Origin of the sequence: uncultured Cedecea sp. (genome assembly GCF_947498825.1) — a bacterium.
GTDB lineage: Bacteria > Pseudomonadota > Gammaproteobacteria > Enterobacterales > Enterobacteriaceae > JGM124.
Genome location: NZ_CANMLV010000007.1, coordinates 73,157 through 93,096 on the forward strand (window position 1 = coordinate 73,157; position 19,940 = coordinate 93,096).

Below are 19,940 nucleotides of genomic sequence, written 5' to 3' on the forward strand. Positions count from 1 at the left end.
TATGCTGGCCACACTGTTTAACTATAAATCTGATGTCACACTCATAGAGAATAGTGGCATTCAGTTTCTCGATTTTGGGTTAACCCCACAGTGGCAGGATACCTGCGCCGGACGTTTTGTCCGTCAGACAGCAAATGGTCCGCTGCTTCGGGTTAACTATGATGTTATTCCCGGAAAATTCACGCTTCCCGGTGAGAAAGGCAGTGCTCCGGAAGTGGTAAAACCCGAAACCACGCTTTCACTGACTCATTCGTTGCAAGTTCTGAATAACGTCTGGTTACCGTTACCTTTTTTGCGTATTAATGCTTCACATATATTTACAGGTGGGCCGGATAACTGGGCGCGCGTCCAGGTCTGTACTCTTGATGAGCCTGATAATGCCGGAAATACTGTCCGGGTGACCATTGCTCTCGATACCAGAATAGCAACCGCACAGAACGGCCCTTCTCTGGCGCCGGATATCAGTGATATTGGTAACGGGACCCGGTTTGCACTTGCCTGGCGTGATGACAGTTTGAACCATTTTCTCGATAACACTTGGGTTGATGGCTGGCTGCGGGAAGTGTTCTGTCATTTTTACCGCGATAACGCCGCAATGGATGATAGTTCGCTGACACGAGCCCTGAAACTGTTTGAATATCAGGGGCACTATCTCAATATTCTGGAAATGCTCGGGACACAGCTTGCCATACCCGAGGTAAAAATTGTCACTGCAACATTGCATGCTGAAGCGATACCTGTAGATCTGGTGCTTGATGTGGGCAATACCCATACCTGCGGAATTTTGATTGAGGATCATGGTGCAGAAAACGAAGGGTTACGTCAGACCGCTGAGCTACAAATCCGCTCTCTGGGGGAGCCGTACCGAGTGAATCCTCCGATGTTTACCAGCAGACTCGAATTCAGCGAAGCCCGGTTTGGCAAGCAGCATTGCTCCCTGGAAAGTGGCCGTCATGATGCCTTTATCTGGCCTTCGATCGTTCGCGTTGGTGATGAGGCTCATCGCCTCGCCTGTCAGCGTCTTGGAACCGAAGGGGAAAGTGGTATTTCAAGTCCACGTCGTTATTTATGGGATACCAGCCCGGCACATCAGAACTGGCGATTCAGTCAGCTTAATACCAGAACACAACGTGAACCTCAGGCGACAGCCTTGCCCTTGATGTCGCTAATGAATGATGACGGTCAGCCGCTTTATACCTTACCGATTGAAGAACGCCTTCCTGTCTTCTCAGCACAATATAGCCGTAGTTCGCTGATGACTTTGATGTTATGTGAACTGCTGGCACAAGCCTTAATGCAAATGAATAGCGTCAGTTCGCGGCAAAATATGAATCATCCTGCTGCACCTCGTCATTTGCGCAATCTTATTCTGACCCTGCCTTCAGCAATGCCAAAACCTGAGCGGGAATTATTCCGGCTCAGAATGCAGGAAGCAGTGGGTCTGGTCTGGAAAGCACTGGACTGGCACCCCGTCGATGATGACTTTAACGCCAGCGATGCCCACCAGCGGAGTAAACGTCCGATCCCACAAGTGCAAATGGAATGGGATGAAGCAACCTGCGGGCAGCTGGTATGGCTGTATCATGAAGCTATCGTCAATTATGCCGGACAGACCGAACAATTTTTTGCAACACTGGCGCGCGCCGACAGACTGATTGACGATGATGCCACAGAACCCGGCAAAACATTACGCGTTGCCTCAGTGGATATTGGCGGTGGTACCACCGATATGGCGATTGTTCAGTACCAGCTGGATGAAGGTCGCGGCCGGAATGTTAAAATCACCCCCAGATTGCTTTTCCGCGAAGGTTTTAAGGTGGCCGGAGATGATGTGCTGCTGGATATTATTCAGTATAGCGTCCTGCCATCACTACAAAACGCAATTCAACGTTCAGGCGTTACCGACGCCAGCGGATTGATGAACATGCTGTTTGGCGAGGCTACCCGTCAGGAGAGCCATGCCATTCTGCGTCAGCAAACCACACTCCAGCTCTTTATCCCACTGGGACATGCTATTTTATCGTTCTGGGAAAAGTACGGGGAAGAAAATCCGAACGCAATTCTGGAGAGTACTTTTGGTGAACTGCTCACACAGCCGCTCACTGAGAACGTGATCAGCTATATCCAGCAGGCCGTACAACAGGCTCAGGACGCCTGTGCAATCCCCTTTGATATTATGAAGGTGCCATTGCAAGCGGATATTGCGCAGCTCAAAGAAGCATTAGTGAGCGGAAAATTTTCTTTAACCTCTCCACTCCAGTCACTGTGTGAGGTTATTAATCTCTACTGTTGTGATGTCCTGTTGATTACCGGACGCTCTGGTGCCTTGCCGGGTATTCAGGAGCAGTTGCGTCATCTCCAGCCGGTACCGGTCAACCGTATGGTCTGGCTCGATAATTACCAGACACAGGAAGGCTGTCCGTTTACCAATACCGATACGCGCGGTAATCCGAAATCAACCGCCGCCGTCGGCGCGATGCTCTATAGTCTGGCGAGTGATTTACGTCTGCCCCACTTTAATTTTAAGGCCGCAGATATTCAGGCATATTCCACGATCCGCTATCTTGGCGTGCTTGAAGAAACCAATCATCTGCGTGATGAAAATGTCTGGTATCGGGATATCGACTTGGATACCCCACAGGGAAAACTTCCCTCGGAGCTTCACTTCCCCTTACGGGGCAATGTCCGCCTGGGCTTCCGGCAACTGGATAATGCCCGCTGGCCAGCGACCTCGTTATATACCTTAGCCATTAACTCACCGCATCTGGCTAAAGCGGTTGCCGGTGACAATGTCCTTAATGTGGCCCTGAAACAGACCCATGATGCGGAATCTTTCGCTCTCGCCAAAGCCTGGTTATCAGATGGCACACCGGTTCCGCTGGAACAACTCAGTTTTAAACTGAACACTCTCGCCAACGGCGACAACGGTGCGATGCACTACTGGATTGATAACGGGAGTGTATACCGCAAATGAATCCGACGATAAACACCCTTAACGCACTGACAGACTGGGTCACGCAAACCCGAGCCTTGAGCCGCCAAGTCGACCATCAGGCTGACAGCCTGACTATCAACTTGCAACGGATAAAATCACGCTCCCGCTGTGTTAACGCCTTGTACCAGCAGCCTCTCACTCTGGGGTTTTATGGCCATGCTCAGGCGGGTAAAAATCACTTACTGGCGGCGTTACAACGCCCGGCTAATGAGCGAATAGAAATTATGCTGGGCGATAAATCTTTCGATTATCTGACGCATATTAATCCTGGTAATACCCCAACTTCAATGGCAGTACGTTTCAGCCAAACTCCACCGTCCGTTGAACTTCCCCAGTATCCATTGCGGCTGGCCTTACTCAGTGAATGCGAACTGGTTTATCTGTTTATCAAAGATTATTTGCAAAGTTCTGACTCACGCACGCTGCTACCCAGTCTGATATCACAACGCTTAAGCGAGCTGGAAACGCGTTGCCAGGCCGATCCCCCCGATACTGATTATGAAGAAGATATTGCTCGGGTTTTGCAAGAATACCGACGTTTACAGCCACGTCGCGCCAGGTTCAGTGAAACACTGGAAGCCCGAATAAGCGCACTGGCACCACGATTGAGCCTGAACGATCGGGCTGAACTGTATTCATTGCTCTGGAACGAAGAAAGTCGTTTAACGCAAGAGTGGTTTCGTCTCGCTCTGTTACTGGAACAACTCGGCCATCCTCAGCATATTCTTGCCCCGGCAAGCCTGGTAGTAGACAGCTTTATGTTGCCTGTTGAAGGTTTTTTGACACCCATCAACCCTCACCACCACCAGCAGTCAAACGATGTGCAGGTTTGCTCTCTGATCAAAGGGGTCGCACTACCGCCTCTCAGTGTCTCGCAGCAAGACTTAGCGCGGATTTGTGCTGAAGTGATTCTGACGCCAAAATCAGCCCCCCTGCTTTCCGGTGTTGATTTACTGGATATTCCAACGCACCAACTCGATTTATACACTCACCGCCTGCAAGTGGATATTTTACTGGTTTGCAATGCCGTACTGCACGTACGCGAGACTCAGACGACAGCTGACAGGTTAAACCGCTGGATAGACAGTACTCAGATTTCCGGCAACGACGGTCGTCCCGGCCTCATTTGGGCCATTACGTCAGCAGACTCACGTTTTAAAAATGGCGTAAATCTGGATGAGGGAGTTCAGCGGCGAGTGGGAACGGCTCGCACGCGTTGGGGTACTTTGCAGGCGCAGGACACTCGGAATTTACACTTGCTACGCGACTGGCTGCAAGGCGCTCTTACACCTGAACGTAAAACTCAGCGTCTGGCCGGTTTGAATCTGGCATTAGAGAAACAGGCCCGGAATTTATTCCGTAGTCTGCGCGACGTACATTTGCTCACACCTGAAGAGCTGCGCCAGCAGGCTGAAGTTCTGGTGAGGACACTACAAACACAGGTGCTGCAACTGGGCTCCTTGCTGGCTTGCCTGGTACCTTCCCGCGAGGCATTGAATCAATGTTGGTTACAAACTTATCAGCAAGAACAAGCCAGACCAGAAAGTCCGGAACTAAAGATTGATCTATTCGCCGATGAGGAGCTTGATGAGGCGCCCCATCCTGATAAAAGATCTTACAGTAACGCAATTTATCATCTGTGGCTCAATCATCTGCGCACCCCGTTACACTCAACTGAAACCAGCCTGTCGTCGTTACTGGAACCTGAGCAGTGGCACACATTGTGCGAGATATTAATCATCGCCAGCTATCGACTCGGATTACCGGCGCAACTGGAAAGCGTCAGCGACGAACCGAACCGGGAACTTGCCGTAGCACGCAGTCATAGTGCGTTGGGCGATTTTGTTGCCTGGCTCGGTTATGCTGGTACCCCTTACAACCAGCGCCCGTTAAGCCGTATTAATAAGCAACAAGCCATTTTTGCACCGGTCAGTCGTCTGGATATTAATCAACGCTTGAGTAAACTGGGTGAACAACCCCAGCGAACAAACGTCAGCTATGCCTATGACTGGCTGGTGGCCCTGTATACCAGGGGCCGCGAAAATAGCGACTATCAGGCACCTGGCAGCCTAAGCAAACACCACCACCAGACGCTGTTAAAATTACTGGCGTAACCGTTGTACTCAAGAATAGCCTGGATACCATAAAGGCATCAGTTTGGATTATATGGCTGCCTTTTAACCATTAAGGTGTGAGGAACCCGCTCCGTGAGCGGGTTATCATATTTTGATGAGCGATGCTGAGATCTTCCCTAAAACGATATTAAGAAGAACCTTCTGAATCTTTAATCGTGATAGTATAGGTTTTATCTAAATATCCTGGTTTTGAAAGCATTCCGCCACCTAAGCCTCCATGCATTCGCACTTTAGCTATACCTGCTACCAACGAGTCAAGGCCTGCATCAAATGAGTAATATCACTGAGAACAGTAATGAAAATGCCTTTAAACACGCGTTTAACGAGGCTTTGCTACAGCAAATGGCTGCTTCAATCAGTCGCTATTTACCTTCATTTCACTCTGCGGCATTTCTGGCTATCGCACCGCTGTTAACGGACAGAGAAATGAAAGCCAGGGTTCACCTGATACGCGATACCCTCGCCGCGGAGCTGCCTGAAAACTATCCCGATGCCTTAAATATTCTGATATCAGTCCTTAAGGATAATCAACTCAGAGGGTTTTCTGTCTGGCCGATTGCTGAGTTTATTCAGACCTATGGTATTGAATACCCTGATATATCATTAGATGCCTTAGCCATTGTCACCCAGTTTTTTACCTCTGAATGGGCAGTGCGCCCTTTTATCAAACGCTATCCACAGCAAACCATGATGTTTCTGCTTGATTGCGCCAGAAGTGAGAATGTGGATATTCGTAGATGGGCGTCAGAAGGAACCCGACCAAGGGTTCCCTGGGGAGAACTACTACCCGCTTTTATTCAGGATCCAAGTGCAACCCGAGAGATTTTAGAGGCGTTAAAATTTGATCCTGAACTCTACGTCAGAAAAAGTGTTGCCAACCACCTGAATGATATTACCAAAGATAATCCTGACTACGTCATTCAGTTATTAACCCGCTGGAAGCAGCAGGCTTCTCCCGCAGGACTTAAAAACATTGACTGGATCATCAAACAGGCTTTACGAACGCTTATCAAAGCAGGCCATCCGGGAGCACTGTCTCTTATTGGCGTTCAATTTGGAGCAAAGGTAGAACTTACTGAATTTACGGTAAAAAAACGAAAGATCAGACTGAATGAAAGCCTGGAGTTCACCACGCAGCTTCGTTCTCTCAGTGACCAGCCACAGAATATCGTCCTGGACTATATTCTTCATTTTATGAAAGCGAATAACACGACATCTCCCAAGGTTTTTAAGTTACGCACGTTTTCGTTACCTCCCGACAGTGTCATCCGTATCGATAAAAAACATACCATTAAAAAAATCACGACCCGTCAGTACTATGAAGGTATTCAATATATTGAGATTCAAGTGAATGGAAAGGTTCTTCATAAGGAGGAATGGCTTCTTGAACTGGCTGAGGCAACAGATGATAAAACAGGTAAAATTAACTGAAGTTCGAACAGCATAAAATGTTGAATGAAAAATTATAACCCCGGTAAAATTTCAGACCACCCAAGGTGAAAACTATCCATTTATGCTGAAAAAACAAACTTTTCGCCTTTTTTTTAGCATTTTATAAAACACCTTTACTTGGTTAGCTTCAGGCAGGGCGTAAACCTGCCTGAAGCTTTCTACTCAATCATTCTCAGAACAGACCCAACGGCTTAGTGTCATAGCTCACCAGCAAGTTTTTCGTATTCTGATACTGGTTTAATGCCATTTTATGGGTTTCACGCCCTACGCCTGACTGCTTATAGCCGCCAAATGCGGCATGGGCCGGGTAAATATGGTAGCAGTTTGTCCAGACACGGCCTGCTTTAATATTACGCCCCATGCGATAAGCAAGGTTAGTATCCCGTGTCCATACCCCTGCCCCAAGTCCGAATTGCGTTTCATTGGCAATCGCCAGCGCTTCTGACTCCGTTTTAAAGGTCGTAATTCCGATGACCGGGCCAAAAATTTCTTCCTGGAAGCAACGCATTTGGTTCTCACCTTTAATCAACGTTGGCTGGATATAATAGCCATTGTCGAGATCAGGTTTTATTGAGGCTCGTCCACCTCCTGTGAGGATCTTACCGCCTTCTTCACGGGCGATATCAATATAAGAGAGAATTTTATCGAACTGCTGACGTGATGCCTGAGCACCGATCATGGTATCTGTGTCCAGAGGATCGCCACGACGAATATTCGCAACTTTCGCCATCACGCGTTCCATAAAGGATTCATAGATTGATTCCTGAATCAATGCCCGGGACGGACAGGTACAGACTTCCCCCTGGTTAAAGAAGCCCAGAACTAACCCTTCCACAGCTTTATCGATAAAGTCTTCTTCCCCTTGCATCACATCGGCAAAATAGATATTCGGTGACTTGCCGCCTAACTCAACGGTACAGGGAATAATGTTCTCCGCGGCACAGGCCATAATATGACGACCGACTGGCGTAGAACCAGTAAACGCTATTTTCGCAATACGCTTGCTGGTTGCCAGAGCTTCACCCGCTTCACGGCCAAAGCCCTGAACGACATTAAGAACGCCTGCCGGGAAAATATCACCTGCCAGTTCCAGCAGTAATGTAATACCCAGCGGTGTCTGTTCCGCTGGTTTGAGTACCACGCAGTTACCAGCAGCCAGTGCAGGAGCCAGTTTCCAGGCTGCCATCAATAGTGGAAAGTTCCACGGAATAATTTGCCCCACGACACCTAATGGTTCATGAAAATGGTAAGCCACAGTGTGTTGGTCAATCTCTGCCGTGCTCCCTTCCTGCGCCCGCAGGCAACCGGCAAAATAGCGGAAATGATCCACCGCTAAGGGCAAATCTGCATTCAGGGTTTCACGAATCGGTTTGCCATTATCCCAGCTCTCTGCAACAGCTAAATATTCCAGATTTCCTTCAATACGATCGGCCAGTTGTAACAGTAAATTAGCACGATGCTGGGCGCTGGTTTTACCCCAGGCATCAGCAGCCCGATGTGCTGCGTCTAATGCCGCATTAATATCGCTGGCATCAGACCGTGGAAATTGGGCGATATCACTGCCATTAACGGGCGATGTATTCATAAAATACTGACCGTTGACGGGTTCAACAAATTTACCGTCAATATAGTTTCCATAAACTGATTTAAAAGAAACCAGTGATCCAGGTGTACCAGGATGAGCATAACGCATCGCAAACTCCTTACTGTAGGGTCATTTTTATTAGAGTGTGAGCTATCACAGTTTGACTGTAATCGCTTGGCATCAATGTTATTGCATGCGCCATGCCAGTTTTTTAACGGATCACCTGTGGATTTATTTTTATCTGTTTATCAATGAATTAAGTCTCGACTTGTTGTTTTGTTACAATCCTTCACAATAACAATTTAGCAATTGTGTTGCGACTCGCAACATTAAAAACACCCAACCGCTACAATGTCGCAACACTTTCGAGCTCGTTCGGAGATTGTTAATGTTGGGAAATCAGTCCGTTGCCAGTACACCTGAAATAGCGTTAACCCCGTTACTGAATGATTCCTGGCTTCGTAGTCAGCTATATGGCCTGGATCCAAAAGCAGGAGATTTGCCACGCATTCCTCATAATGAACTGGCTGATAAACTCGCGAACAATACCAGTCTGCAGCAATTTGCCCAGCCCGTAGTAAAGGCACTGGCAGAGAAAATTGCCGCCAAACAGTCTGTTGTGGTGCTGTCAGATGCCAGTGGTTTAGTGCTGAATAATTTTGGCGATCTCAGCGCGCTGCAAAAAGTACAACGCTTTGCTCTGGCGCCCGGCAATTTATGGAGCGAATGTGGGCGCGGAACTAATGCTATCGGTACCTCGCTGGCTATCGCCGATGGCTGTGAAATTTTTGCCCATCAGCACTATCTCACCAGTAATCAGGATTTATACTGTGCAGCAATGACGCTCCAGGCACCAAATGGACAAATTGCAGGCGTGCTGGATATCTCCGGACCCGCTCATTATTCCCACCCTTATACACTCTCCTGGGTCAAAGACGCAGCCAAGCAGATTGAGTATCTGTGGATGAAACAGAGTCTGCAGCCCGATCAATGGCTAATGAGTTTACATCCTCAGCCACAAGGCATTGATAGTATTGACGAGCTGTTACTGATATTTTCCGACAATGTGTTAATCTCTGCTAATCGCACTGCTATCCGGGAGCTTAATTTACGCCTCGATCAGTTTGGTTCTCTCACTTTTCAGCAATTATTCCCGCTGTGTAAACAAGCGGCTACTCCTGTCCCTCTCCCGCTGACAACCAGACAGCAACAACAGTACTATTTTCGTTTGCGTGAACCTCTGCGTAATATTCATCCCGTTGTCAGACCGCCCGTTGATACCTTCCCCCTACAAAACGAAAACGATAAAATGGTTCGGTTGCTTAACGCAGGGATTTCTCTTTGTATTCAAGGCGAAACAGGAACCGGAAAAGAGTTTGTCAGTCGTCGGTTACATCAGCAAAGCCGCTGGTATCGGGGTGAATTTGTGGCTATCAACTGCGCTGCCATTCCTGAATCATTGATTGAGTCTGAGCTATTCGGTTATCAGCCGGGAGCTTTTACTGGCGCCAGTAAAAATGGTTATATCGGTAAAATACGTGAGGCAGACGGAGGCGTACTATTTCTTGATGAGATCGGTGATATGCCCTTTGCGCTTCAGACACGTTTGCTGCGTGTATTACAGGAAAAAGAAGTCGCACCTTTAGGCTCCAGTCAAAGCTGGTCGGTTGATTTTGCCGTTATCTGCGCCAGTCATCGTAATTTAGCGCAATTAGTGGCTAACGGTGAATTCCGGGAGGACTTACTGTACCGTTTGCAGGAGTTTTCACTCACCCTGCCCCCGTTACGTGAATGGCCCGCACCCCAGGCTTTTATTTTGCAATTGTGGCAAGAAATGGGAGGTGCCCGGAGGGGGATTCAGCTAATGCCAGAGTTGTCAGAACAGCTTGCACAGTATCCCTGGCCCGGCAATATTCGACAACTCCGTAGTTTACTTAAAGTCTTGCTTGCTTTAGCTGACGATAACGAGCAGCTGGATTGCAGTTGCCTGCCTGAACAATTTCAGTCAGCACCACAGGAAGAATCACTCTCCATTCGTCAACGACATGATGAGGCTTTAATCGCTGAGACCTTAAAGCGCTTTAAAGGGAATATCAGTAAAGCCGCACAAGCGTTAGGGGTCGCCCGCAGTACTCTCTATCGGCGCGGAATAAAAACAAAAACACAATAAAATCAGCCGGTAAAAACAATGCCGTGCGTAAAAAATGACGAAAACCAAAAACACTCACAAAACGAGATAAAGTACATGACGGATAGCGATTTTTTTCTATGTCTGCGTCAATGGAATACGCATTAACTCGCTCAGGGTATGTCGGTTACGTACAGCATCAGCAAGCGTGTATTGATTTAAATGCTGGATAAATACCTGCATGGCATCTTGCAGCATACCGTTTAAATTACAGTGATTAATCAACGGGCAGACGGGTCCATAGCAGTTAACGATATATTTTGATTCATCAGCCCGCTCTTCCAGAGTCTGGATTATTTCACCCAGACGATACTCCTTCAAATCTTTCGCCAGGTAAATACCACCGTTACGACCTCTTACGGTATGGATCCACCCTTGCTGCCCCATAAAATGTACCACTTTTACCAGGTGGTTAACGGAGACCTGAAGTTCACCGGCCGTCTGGCTGATAGTAAAAGGGGTTTCACGAGCCGGTTGTGTCAGGAAAATAAGTGTCCGCAAGCCAAGATCGGTAAACTGGTGAAGTTTCATTAGGTCCTCGTTATACCAGGGGAATATACTTTTCCCCCGGCGATTAACTCAACATATGCTATTCCCGAAATACCTCAAATCTGCCCGTCATACATCAATTTCCTGTGAGTGACGGATCAACAGGTTGCGTTGGTCAAACCCAGACGTTTTGTCCTGCAGCTTGAATTATTTGGGGTATAAATTAAACAACTTTAACTATTCAGGGTTATAGCCAATGCCTGCATTATATTACAGTTTTACTCCCCCAGTCCCGAATGCTTCACTATGAATTTGCTGTTGCGGAATGCCACGAGCCAGTAAGGCGGCATTCTGTAGCTGCATAAAGGGGAGCGGGCCGCAAAGATAGTAGTCTGCATCTTTCGGGAGTAGCGCTTCCGGAACCTGTTGTAAATCCAGGCGACCTTGATACTGGTAGTCTTTACCCAGGACTTCCCCCTGAGTGACTGACTCATAAGCAGTATAAGTATACAAGCGTGGGTTTTGCTCTTTTAAAGCATCCACATCTTTACGCATCGCATGCACATCAGGGTGACGTGCCGCATGAATAAAACTTATTTGTCTGGCAGGTGTTTTATCCGTTTTTTCATGTGAGATAAGCTGGTTTAGCATCGCTATCATCGGTGTAAGACCGATTCCGGCGCTAATCAGTACATTATTGTTATCCTGATTAACCAGGAAGAAATTCCCGGTGGGGGCGCTGGCTTCAATCACATCCCCTTCATTAATCACATTATGCAATGTTGATGAAACATAACCGGGATCCTGCCCTTCGAGATGAGCATCCTCACGTTTCACTGATATACGCAGATATTTACCCGATGGTTTATCTGACAGGCTGTACTGACGTGGCTGTTTGATGCCGAGTTCAGGGACAGTTACTCGCACAGTAATATACTGTCCTGGCTGATAAACTGGCAGCGCTTGTTTATCTTTCGGCACCAGATAAAACGACGTAATCTCAGCGTTTTCTTGTTCTTTGCGCTCAACGACAAATTCACGCCAGCCCAGCCAGCTACCTTGCGTCGCTTGTTGCTGCTGATAAAGTGATTTTTCGGTTTCAATAAATAAATCAGCCAGTTGCTGATAGGCAATGCCCCAGGCAACAATCAGTTCGTCATCCATCGGAATACTCAGCACTTCGCTGATGGAATGCAGTAAATTTTCACCGACAATCGCATAGTCAGGAGCTTGAATATTTAAACTCACATGTTTATGGCAGATAAGCTCAACGGCCGGAGCAAGCACTGAAGGATCATCAATATTTTCCGCATAAGCTAACACCGCCCCCGCCAGAGCACGTGCTTGTGCCCCACTACGCTGATGCCCAAGGTTAAAGGTCTCTTTAAGATCCGGGTTATTACCCAGCATACGTTTATAAAAATAATCAGTCAGAGCGGCACCGCTCTCTTTTAATACCGGGACAGTGGCTTTTACCAGCTCTTTCTGCTTTGAGGTTAACATCGTTTTCTTTCCTCTCTCTTAAAGATGCATTTAAAATACACATTTATTCAGACGCTGACAATTCCTTTGTTATATTATGGGTTTTAGCCTGGTTATCAGCAGGAAAAAGATCTTCTGAAACATTCCCGAATGCGTTACCAGAGAAGTTCGCACTGGGTGTTTAAAGGTGACTTCTGCAAAACATAAAACCGCGCCAACGGAAGCTGGCATTGATCGCCATCAACAAGAACCATTAGTATGATGTAACTAATAAACCATTAAAAAAGGGCTAAAACGCCCCAATATCATTCAGCTGAAAGATAACCTTCTTGCAAAATCAACAAGTTATCCGGCTTGACATAAATCACCCCTTCTCCCGGCACATCTATTTCTGCAATCATAAACAGTGCCAGGGTTGTGAGCAGCGGCAAGGTTATAATCAGTGAGTTTCGCCCGCGCAACCCCCGAATATTATGACCTATCAAGTAGTTAGCTGCGACAGAGAAGATTATCAACAATAACCAGGCCGCGCCTGGAATTTGATCCCGCCATCCAGCCGTTGTTCTGGCCTGGGTGTTGTACAGCTCGGTATAAGAGCTTAATACCAGGCTAAATCCGTTAACGGTACTGGTTTTAGCTTCATTTTTGGCGATGTCCCACAATGTTTTCTGAATAGCGATCGATTGATTCTGTAATGGCTGGGAATAGATGTGCGTGCCCGAGTTAAAAAAAGCAATACGCGTACTGAGATATTGCTGCAGTAATGGGTAGGCTTGTTGCTGACTTTCTGTAGTAAGCATCGCGGTATTTTGCACCGCATTGGCAATAGCAATGGCTTCTTGCTCTTCTGTCTGTTCCCGGGCGTTATATCCTCCAATCGCTATGGACAGAATAAATCCCATCAATAAAAAAAGTAATGATAATAAGGCGCCAAGAATGATTTTTGCCTCATCATTTGCGATATCGTCACCGGGGTGTTTTTTTTTAAACAGACACTTCCCGACAACAGAAGAGCCTAGCATTAATAAAAATATCGCTACAAAAAGTACGACAGAATTCATAGCAACAACATTTAAAATGCTTTCAGTAATATTCATTTTTAAATTTCACTCTGTCATCTGACGAGAAGGAATAACCCTTAAAATATTGTCACGATTGATGCGTTATTCAAGCTTCAGATACCACTCTTCAGTCGGGGTATTTTTATCAAAAACCTGTCCCTGAAGGGGCGTTAACGTCTGTATTCCCTTTTTACGCAGCAGAGGAATACTACGCCGTACCGGTTCACTCCAGGGATGAAAAGCCATGGTATAAGCTCCCCAGTGAACAGGCACCACACGATGAGCCTGCAAGTCTTCTGCTGCCTGAACGGTCAGCTCCGGCGTCATATGATTATTCGGCCAGCGTCTGTCGTACTGCCCGTTCTCAATAAAAGCAAGACTGATATTGGGAAAGCGGCGGGCAATTTCAGCAAAATGGAAGCCATAGGTGGAGTCTCCGCTATAATATATCGTGTCATCAGCCTGCTGAATAATATATCCCCCCCAAAAACTCTTATCGGTATCACGCAAACCACGACCGGTATTATGCCATGCGGGTACCAGAGTATAGCTAACGTTTTGATAATTCAGTGACTGCCACCACTCGAGTTCGGTAATATTTTCAGCCCGTATCCCCAACGGGGTAAGATATTCCCCCACGCCAAGAGGAACAATGAAACGCGTCGACGTTCCGGCGAATTGCTTGAGTGTTTTTTCTTCCAGATGGTCATAATGGTTATGTGATAGCAATATCATATTCACCTGGGGCCATTCATTCAGAGGCGCTGCGGGTTCTTGAAAGCGTCGCATATTCACGACTAAAGGTGAAACTGACTTACCCAGTACTGGATCAACTGCCACGGTTTGTTGTCCGACTCTCATCAGTAATGTGGAGTGACCAAACCAGATAAAACGATTGATATTGTCATTCTGAAGAAACAGCGGCCAGTCTGGTGTTATTGTTGGCAACGGTTTCTTCGGTCCATATTGACTCAGGCCCTGCAACATTTCTAATAATGCCGATATACCGTCTCTGAATGCGACTCCGCTCATTGGCTGTGGATTAACAAATCGGCCTTTTTCTTTATTAAAGTGAGGGCTTTCCGGGTATCCTGGAAAAGTACGCGACAATCGTGCTGCACACGCCGCAGGAATGGCCAGAACACGGGCAATAATCCATTTGTAAAGTCGTGTCATTTGTTTGAATCATCCGTTAAATAAGCCGTTCGGGGGAGAGGTCTGCTAAAAAATTATCGTGCCGGGATCTTAAACAGTCACTCCCGTTACGCCAGCAGCGCTTTTATCAGAATGATGTTAATAGCAATCAATAACAGAGTATATAGGCAGCGCACTTTAAGCGAGTTGAACGCGGCTGAGATGTACATTGGCGGATGGCCGGGTGCAGGATATACTCATCGAGAGAGCGATCCCGTTAATGACAAGCGGCATAGCCCCATATTCAACGTTGAAAACTACAGGGCCATGTAATATATCAGCGTGTTGTTTCGACGACTTCAACCAGACTTACCCAACCCGCCTTGATAAACGCATGGGTATGTGGCTGGGTGAAATGCTGTTGATGAGCAGCCTGGCTTTCATAATGCTCCCACAATATAAAGCATCGTGGTTGAATATTATCCTGTAACGCTAAAGCCTGATTACAGCCGGGCTCCTGTCGCACCTTCTGGCAATAGGTTTCAAGGGCTTGCTTTCCTTCTTCGACAGACCACTGTGAATTGACCAAAACTTTTGCCGTAATAAAATGTCCCGTATTATTCATATTTATTCCTTATCATAGTAACGGTTAAATCGATGGAGCAGTTTCTATAAATCGATAACTCGTTTCTTGCAAAAAACGCCCCTCACCCATTGACTGAGGTGGTCTATTCTTAACAGACGATCGCGTTCTGTTATTTGTGTCTGTGACATAGCATCAAAATTTAACGCGCTTAACATAGATATATTAAATCACGCAGATAAACATTTGACATCGCCTCAGTATTAAAATCATTAACAGGGACTGTATAAATTTTTATTATCTGCATATTGTACGTGCTGACAACTGATAACATTAAGCACAATTAGCAACTTCGCTCCCACCAATAGCTCAGTTTTATATCTTTAGTTGTGACCATACAGCAATGCTGCGCGCACCTGAGAAACCATTTTTTCGCGATAAACGTCGCGCACAGGAGTCAGTTATGCCACTTTTGTGGCATCAGGTTCTTTGGCTACAGCCAGTATCTGTAACTACTACGACGATTCCCAACCACGTGATGTATATTCAATTAATCAGAACCTTCTTTCTTGTGGTTTATGTCTCGTATGATGTAATATTTGATTAACGTTTTTATATCAAATGATATTGATAGTTTTTACATTCTAATAGTGCAAGATGTCCACGTGTTATTGGCTTTCATCTGTAATGTCGTATCCAGGATAACGTATCGATAAATCTATTGATTTTTATCAAATACCTAACAAAGCAAAACAGAGTGAGAAATGAACGTGATTCTGAAAAAAAAATCCCAAATTGCTAATGTTTCTCAAAGTCACTGGAGATGGGGGCGAGCTATTCGCGCCGCAGTAAGCATCTTTATCCCATTCATATACGGGTTGTTATCTAACGATATAATGACGGGTATGTGGATAGGTATGGGTTGTCTTATGATGATAACAGGTGAAACGACAGGGACGTATCGTTATGTCTGTAGTCGAATGGTTCTCTCGGCTATTATTGGTTCCCTTGGTTATCTTGTTGGATATTTGAATGAATTGTCATGGAGCTTGGTGATTTTATCCATGATGTTTTTTGGTGCAGCATCTCAATTTTTAAGTCGTATTAATCATACGCTATCAATAGGAATGCTACAGTTCTTATTATTAGCATCCATTGCATTAGGTGTACCCTCCATAGAGAACTTCTGGAAACCCTCGATTCTGTATTTAGTCGGAACATTGCTATATATAATAATCTTGAGCCTGGAATTTTTGATACGCAATATAATCAGCAGTCCCGAAGATAAAAAAGATGAAACCCCTCCTCCTTCGGTTAATAAAGAACCTCCGCAGGCAAAAGAGTCGAAGTATATATCGGCGTGTACGCTCGCATTATGTCTTGGCGTTGCTTACAGCATGCATCTAATAGATAATAACCCTCATTGGTTTTGGATACCCTTAACGGTTGGCCTGGTTATTAAGCCTGACTTAGGTCCAATGCAGGCACGGGCGCCACAACGAATTATCGGCACTTTTTTCGGCGTTATCATCGGTGCTATAGTATTGATTTTAATACCGAAAAATATTTATTTTGTAACTGTAATGTCTATATTTTCTTTTGTGTTACCTTGGGCTATGAGTCGCTCGTATGTTTTACAAGCTGTTTTTTTAACTCCGCTAATTTTATTATTGATAAATATTATCCAGCCTGGAAGTAATGACATAAACTATGCAGTACAACGCCTTATTGATACCATTATAGGAGGAGGTATTGTTATGGTAGGTTATTATATTTCATGCTTTTTCCGGTGTATTGGTTCACGTTTTAAACTCTTTAATTAAGGCTAAAGTTAGGACTGTATCCAAAATAATTCGAGTTGCTTGTCTCACGCACACAACGTGCAAGCAACTTGAAATATGACGGGTATATACCAACACAATAGATAACGGAATAGCTATTGATACTCAATGCCTGCGCGATAAGCATGGCCCCCAATTGTTCTCTGTTAACCATAGAGGGCATGTGTCTTGCGCTGTTCATTTTAGTCCGTAATAGCAGGTCCTCTTCAAAACCGCAAAATCCTTCAGATCTCGACGAAGAGACTCAGCGAGTAGACCTGTCTGTCATAATGCGTCTTTTTATATTGCCAGACTGGCTGATCTGAAGCTTCTCCGGTACCTCCCCCTGAATAAGCTGAGTAATCAGGGTATAACAATGTAGTGCCAGCTGACGATTATCCTGCGAAACCGTATCGATCGGCAAAGAGAGAGAATCATAAAGATAATGGTCATCAAAACTGGCCAGACAGACAGGCTGGTCGCGTAAATTATGTTGGTGCATATAACGCAGAACGCCCTCAAGCAGACCACAGGCCGCAGTAAAAACGGCTTTCGGTGGACGCCCCAGCCGGGCACAGAGTTCGGCAAACATTTCGTATCCGGCACTTGAATGATACTTTCCGTGAATAATCCATTCCGGACGAGGCGTTATCCCGGCTTGCTGTAGTCCCTGAATAAAGCCTTCCAGCCGGTCACGCGTAGGTGACAGCCGTGGCGGACCACCAAGAAAATAGAACTCATCAGGTGACTGACTGGCAATGGGCGCAATTAACTCACGGACAGATTGCGTCGACTCAGTGAGTACACAGGGTAACTGACTGCCGGACATATTACGGTCAAAAAGGACCACCGGTAATTGTTCACTGAGTTTGCGATAGAAATCATCTGAAAACATACAAGATGCCACTATCAGGCCATCAACCTGGCGGGCAATCATATTATTAACGACCATGGTTTCCTGGCCTGGATTCTCATCAGTACAAGAAATAATGAGCTGTAATCCAGCTTCACGGCACAGCGTTTCCAGCTCAAATGAAAAGACGGCAAAACCATAATTTGTCATTTCCGGCACAACCAACCCCAGGGTCAGTGTGCGATTACGCTCATCTCGTAGCGATCGGGCATGAATATTAGGTTGATATTTTTGCTGTTGCGCAATAATCAACACGCGTTCGCGCGTCGCAGCAGAAACGCGTAGTTCTTTTCCCCGGCCATTCAATACCAGGCTTGCCGTGGCGATAGAAACCCCGGCCAGTTCCGCCACGTCTTTTATCGTGACACGTTTGATTTTATGCACAAAAAAACCCGAAACTAAGGATAATTCTCAGCAGTTTATCATGCAAACAGAGAGGGAGCAGTAGCATAAGAGAGTGATAATTTGACGAAGTCGCGGCCCTCCGAGTATAAACTCAGGACAGCGTGCCACTGGCAGGTTATCGGCCCCCACCAACACAGGGGGCCGATAAAACTTAGAACCAAGTTTCCATCTGGACACCAAAGTTCCACTCTCCGCCGGAGGTGAAGCCATCGTTACCGAATGAACCTTCTTTAGAGTAGTTATCCAGTTTGCTGCTCCAGTCCATCCAGGTGGCGAACAGACGCAGTTCCGGACGGCTGAAGAAGTCACCGACTTTTTCCGCTTTAAGCGTCGGGGCAAAGGTCAGTTTATAGAAATTGCCATTCACCGCGTTACGATCTTCAAAACCTTTAGGTTTCAGATCCATATACTGGTAAGAACCTTCAAACGCCAGAGCAAAGTTTTGCGTTATCTCTTTGATCAGACGGGTATTCAGAGTAGCCCACTGATAACTGTCGCCTTTCACATAGCGATCTTTACTGCTTTGCGCCATCACCGACGGCGCGATATGCCAGCCATCCCCCAGCGGGGTTACGCCGTAGCTCGCAAAACGCCAGGTGTTCGCTTCTGACAACAGTGCACCATCAGAACCAATACTTTTCACCTCAGCACCTAAACCATGACCGTAGAGAATCGCGGTTTTCGCAGAGCCTTCTCGCAGGCCGTAGAAGCTATCGTTATGGAGACCGGCCAGAACATGGACACCATTGTGTGCTTTGTCCGAACCATTGATAATATCGACGCCATTACCACTCTTACGGTTCTCATTGTCTTTCGCACGTAACCCGGTGACCATCACCTGGAACGGACCCATAAAGTTGTTTGCGGTTAACATATGGTTCTGGATGGTATTGTTACTCTCATTTTCAATTGGCCCAAAATCACGACCGTAGATAGAGAAGTTACTGCGGAAGTCATCATTCCATTTCACATCATAGACACCACCACCGGTCCCCGCCAGGAAGACGATATCAGAGTCTAACCAGTGAATATCAAAGTTATCGCGGTCAAAGCGTTTACCTGCCCACCAAGTACTGCCTTTCAGCGGACCATCAAAGCCCGGTAAATTGCCCAGTTCAGCATAGACCTGACGAACGTTCACATCGCTGGAATCCGCTGTCCAATCGTTATAGGTTTTCTGGCCATCAGCAACCATCGCTTTAAAACGTGTGGTTACACCGTTATCAAGAGTTTGTTTATGTTCAAGATTCAGCTCAACATAGGTATCAGGCTCATTACCCAGACGTCCGACCGCACCGCCGGTGTCACCCGCTGGCGTTAAATATGGCCCACCTTTGGTACTGGAGCCTGAGCCGTTCATCAGTAAACCGGAACGTGCATAACCATGGAACTCAAAGCCGCTGCTGGCATCCGCTTTGCTTTCCAGTTTTGCAGTACGCTCAGCGACGGATACAGCGGTCGCTTCGGTTGTACGCTGTTGCACAGCCAGTTGCTGCGCTTGTTTTTCTGCAACCACTGCGCGTTGTTCTGCAACCTGAGCGCGCTCTTCAGCAGCCTGAAGACGTTGTTCAAGAGCCGCAAGACGAGCTTCAACACTTTTCGAGTCAGCTTGTACCCCCATAGAGGCTGAGCCGACGAGCACCGCTATCATCAATGCAAGTTTTTTTTGTTTGTACATATATATTGCATCCTTACTAA

General features: G+C 46.5%; 13 protein-coding genes. 5 read left to right on the forward strand and 8 right to left on the reverse strand.

Going from position 1 to position 19,940, the window contains the following annotated elements; genetic code table 11:
- Position 1 precedes the first annotated feature (1 nt).
- From Q1A40_RS10055 to Q1A40_RS10065, 3 genes are all read left to right on the forward strand, one after another.
- Positions 2-2,974 carry a virulence factor SrfB gene (locus tag Q1A40_RS10055; RefSeq protein ID WP_299999738.1) on the forward strand — a complete coding sequence of 991 codons (2,973 nt, stop codon included), beginning with the start codon at positions 2-4 and terminating at the stop codon, positions 2,972-2,974.
- The gene (locus tag Q1A40_RS10060; RefSeq protein WP_299999740.1) at positions 2,971-5,109 is read left to right on the forward strand and encodes a virulence factor SrfC family protein; all 2,139 of its coding nucleotides are present in this window, start codon (positions 2,971-2,973) and stop codon (positions 5,107-5,109) included. The genes Q1A40_RS10055 and Q1A40_RS10060 overlap by 4 nt, the downstream gene beginning before the upstream one ends.
- Positions 5,110-5,400: 291 nt before the next feature.
- Positions 5,401-6,561: a DNA alkylation repair protein gene (locus Q1A40_RS10065; protein ID WP_299999742.1), complete on the forward strand. Its 1,161-nt coding sequence runs from the start codon at positions 5,401-5,403 to the stop codon at positions 6,559-6,561.
- 193 nt (positions 6,562-6,754) lie between these two features.
- On the opposite strand, the gene Q1A40_RS10070 is transcribed toward Q1A40_RS10065, so the two are convergent.
- Complete coding sequence (locus Q1A40_RS10070) at positions 6,755-8,275, reverse strand: aldehyde dehydrogenase family protein (RefSeq protein WP_299999744.1); 1,521 nt, start codon at positions 8,273-8,275, stop codon at positions 6,755-6,757.
- 280 nt (positions 8,276-8,555) lie between these two features.
- On the opposite strand from Q1A40_RS10070, the gene Q1A40_RS10075 reads away from it, so the two are divergent.
- Positions 8,556-10,337 carry a sigma-54-dependent Fis family transcriptional regulator gene (locus tag Q1A40_RS10075; RefSeq protein WP_299999745.1) on the forward strand — a complete coding sequence of 594 codons (1,782 nt, stop codon included), beginning with the start codon at positions 8,556-8,558 and terminating at the stop codon, positions 10,335-10,337.
- Between the two features lie 96 nt (positions 10,338-10,433).
- On the opposite strand, the gene Q1A40_RS10080 is transcribed toward Q1A40_RS10075, so the two are convergent.
- The 5 genes from Q1A40_RS10080 to Q1A40_RS10100 form a co-directional block, all read right to left on the reverse strand.
- On the reverse strand, positions 10,434-10,886 hold the full coding sequence (locus Q1A40_RS10080) for an Rrf2 family transcriptional regulator (protein ID WP_299999747.1): 453 nt from the start codon (positions 10,884-10,886) through the stop codon (positions 10,434-10,436).
- Positions 10,887-11,114: 228 nt separating this feature from the next.
- A complete protein-coding gene (gene hmpA, locus Q1A40_RS10085) occupies positions 11,115-12,347 on the reverse strand; it encodes an NO-inducible flavohemoprotein (RefSeq protein ID WP_299999750.1) in 1,233 nt (410 codons plus the stop codon).
- 284 nt (positions 12,348-12,631) lie between these two features.
- Positions 12,632-13,387 (reverse strand): hypothetical protein, encoded by a 756-nt coding sequence (locus Q1A40_RS10090; protein WP_299999752.1) that lies wholly within the window; start codon positions 13,385-13,387, stop codon positions 12,632-12,634.
- Between the two features lie 102 nt (positions 13,388-13,489).
- Entirely contained in the window at positions 13,490-14,563 is a 1,074-nt protein-coding gene (locus Q1A40_RS10095) for an MBL fold metallo-hydrolase (protein WP_299999754.1), read from the reverse strand.
- 295 nt (positions 14,564-14,858) lie between these two features.
- A complete protein-coding gene (locus Q1A40_RS10100; RefSeq protein ID WP_299999756.1) occupies positions 14,859-15,146 on the reverse strand; it encodes an antibiotic biosynthesis monooxygenase in 288 nt (95 codons plus the stop codon).
- Between the two features lie 722 nt (positions 15,147-15,868).
- On the opposite strand from Q1A40_RS10100, the gene Q1A40_RS10105 reads away from it, so the two are divergent.
- Positions 15,869-16,927, forward strand: a complete 1,059-nt coding sequence (locus Q1A40_RS10105) for an FUSC family protein (protein WP_299999759.1) — start codon at positions 15,869-15,871, stop codon at positions 16,925-16,927.
- Between the two features lie 262 nt (positions 16,928-17,189).
- On the opposite strand, the gene Q1A40_RS10110 is transcribed toward Q1A40_RS10105, so the two are convergent.
- Both Q1A40_RS10110 and Q1A40_RS10115 read right to left on the reverse strand, forming a co-directional pair.
- The gene (locus Q1A40_RS10110) at positions 17,190-18,221 is read right to left on the reverse strand and encodes a LacI family DNA-binding transcriptional regulator (RefSeq protein WP_299999761.1); all 1,032 of its coding nucleotides are present in this window, start codon (positions 18,219-18,221) and stop codon (positions 17,190-17,192) included.
- A gap of 172 nt (positions 18,222-18,393) precedes the next feature.
- Positions 18,394-19,920: a carbohydrate porin gene (locus Q1A40_RS10115; protein ID WP_299999762.1), complete on the reverse strand. Its 1,527-nt coding sequence runs from the start codon at positions 19,918-19,920 to the stop codon at positions 18,394-18,396.
- Positions 19,921-19,940: the final 20 nt, after the last annotated feature.

Coding starts and splice junctions, on each gene's coding strand:
- Q1A40_RS10055 (WP_299999738.1), top strand. CDS start 2: ATGCTGGCCACACTGTTTAACTATAAATCTGATGTCACACTCATAGAG.
- Q1A40_RS10060 (WP_299999740.1), top strand. CDS start 2,971: ATGAATCCGACGATAAACACCCTTAACGCACTGACAGACTGGGTCACG.
- Q1A40_RS10065 (WP_299999742.1), top strand. CDS start 5,401: ATGAGTAATATCACTGAGAACAGTAATGAAAATGCCTTTAAACACGCG.
- Q1A40_RS10070 (WP_299999744.1), bottom strand. CDS start 8,275: ATGCGTTATGCTCATCCTGGTACACCTGGATCACTGGTTTCTTTTAAA.
- Q1A40_RS10075 (WP_299999745.1), top strand. CDS start 8,556: ATGTTGGGAAATCAGTCCGTTGCCAGTACACCTGAAATAGCGTTAACC.
- Q1A40_RS10080 (WP_299999747.1), bottom strand. CDS start 10,886: ATGAAACTTCACCAGTTTACCGATCTTGGCTTGCGGACACTTATTTTC.
- hmpA (WP_299999750.1), bottom strand. CDS start 12,347: ATGTTAACCTCAAAGCAGAAAGAGCTGGTAAAAGCCACTGTCCCGGTA.
- Q1A40_RS10090 (WP_299999752.1), bottom strand. CDS start 13,387: ATGAATTCTGTCGTACTTTTTGTAGCGATATTTTTATTAATGCTAGGC.
- Q1A40_RS10095 (WP_299999754.1), bottom strand. CDS start 14,563: ATGACACGACTTTACAAATGGATTATTGCCCGTGTTCTGGCCATTCCT.
- Q1A40_RS10100 (WP_299999756.1), bottom strand. CDS start 15,146: ATGAATAATACGGGACATTTTATTACGGCAAAAGTTTTGGTCAATTCA.
- Q1A40_RS10105 (WP_299999759.1), top strand. CDS start 15,869: ATGAACGTGATTCTGAAAAAAAAATCCCAAATTGCTAATGTTTCTCAA.
- Q1A40_RS10115 (WP_299999762.1), bottom strand. CDS start 19,920: ATGTACAAACAAAAAAAACTTGCATTGATGATAGCGGTGCTCGTCGGC.